General features: G+C 63.8%; 1 protein-coding gene. It reads left to right on the top strand.

Annotated features, from left to right (window positions below):
- The coding region (locus HMPREF2967_RS07730; protein WP_304440861.1) for a biotin/lipoyl-containing protein at positions 1-337 on the top strand (337 nt) is incomplete at both ends.

Here is a 337-nt window from a genome sequence, read left to right as displayed (position 1 = left end):
GCTGCTTCTGGTGACGCCACCGACGTAGAGATGCCGGAACTCGGTGAGTCCGTCACCGAGGGCACCATCACCCAGTGGCTGAAGTCCGTCGGCGACACCGTCGAGGTCGACGAACCACTCCTCGAGGTCTCCACCGACAAGGTCGACACCGAAATCCCGTCCCCAGTCGCCGGCACCCTCGTTGAAATCCTCGCCGAGGAAGACGACACCGTCGACGTCGGCGCCGTCATCGCCCGCATCGGCGACGGCTCCGCCGCCGCTTCCGAGAAGCCTGCCGCCAAGGAAGAAAAGGTAGAGCCGAAGGCAGAAGAAAAGAAGGAAGAGCCCAAGGCAGAAG

Source organism: Corynebacterium sp. HMSC059E07, from assembly GCF_001814395.1.
Lineage (GTDB): Bacteria > Actinomycetota > Actinomycetes > Mycobacteriales > Mycobacteriaceae > Corynebacterium > Corynebacterium hesseae.
The sequence above is the reverse complement of the archived record's forward strand: the minus strand, read 5'-3'. Positions and strand labels throughout refer to the sequence as shown.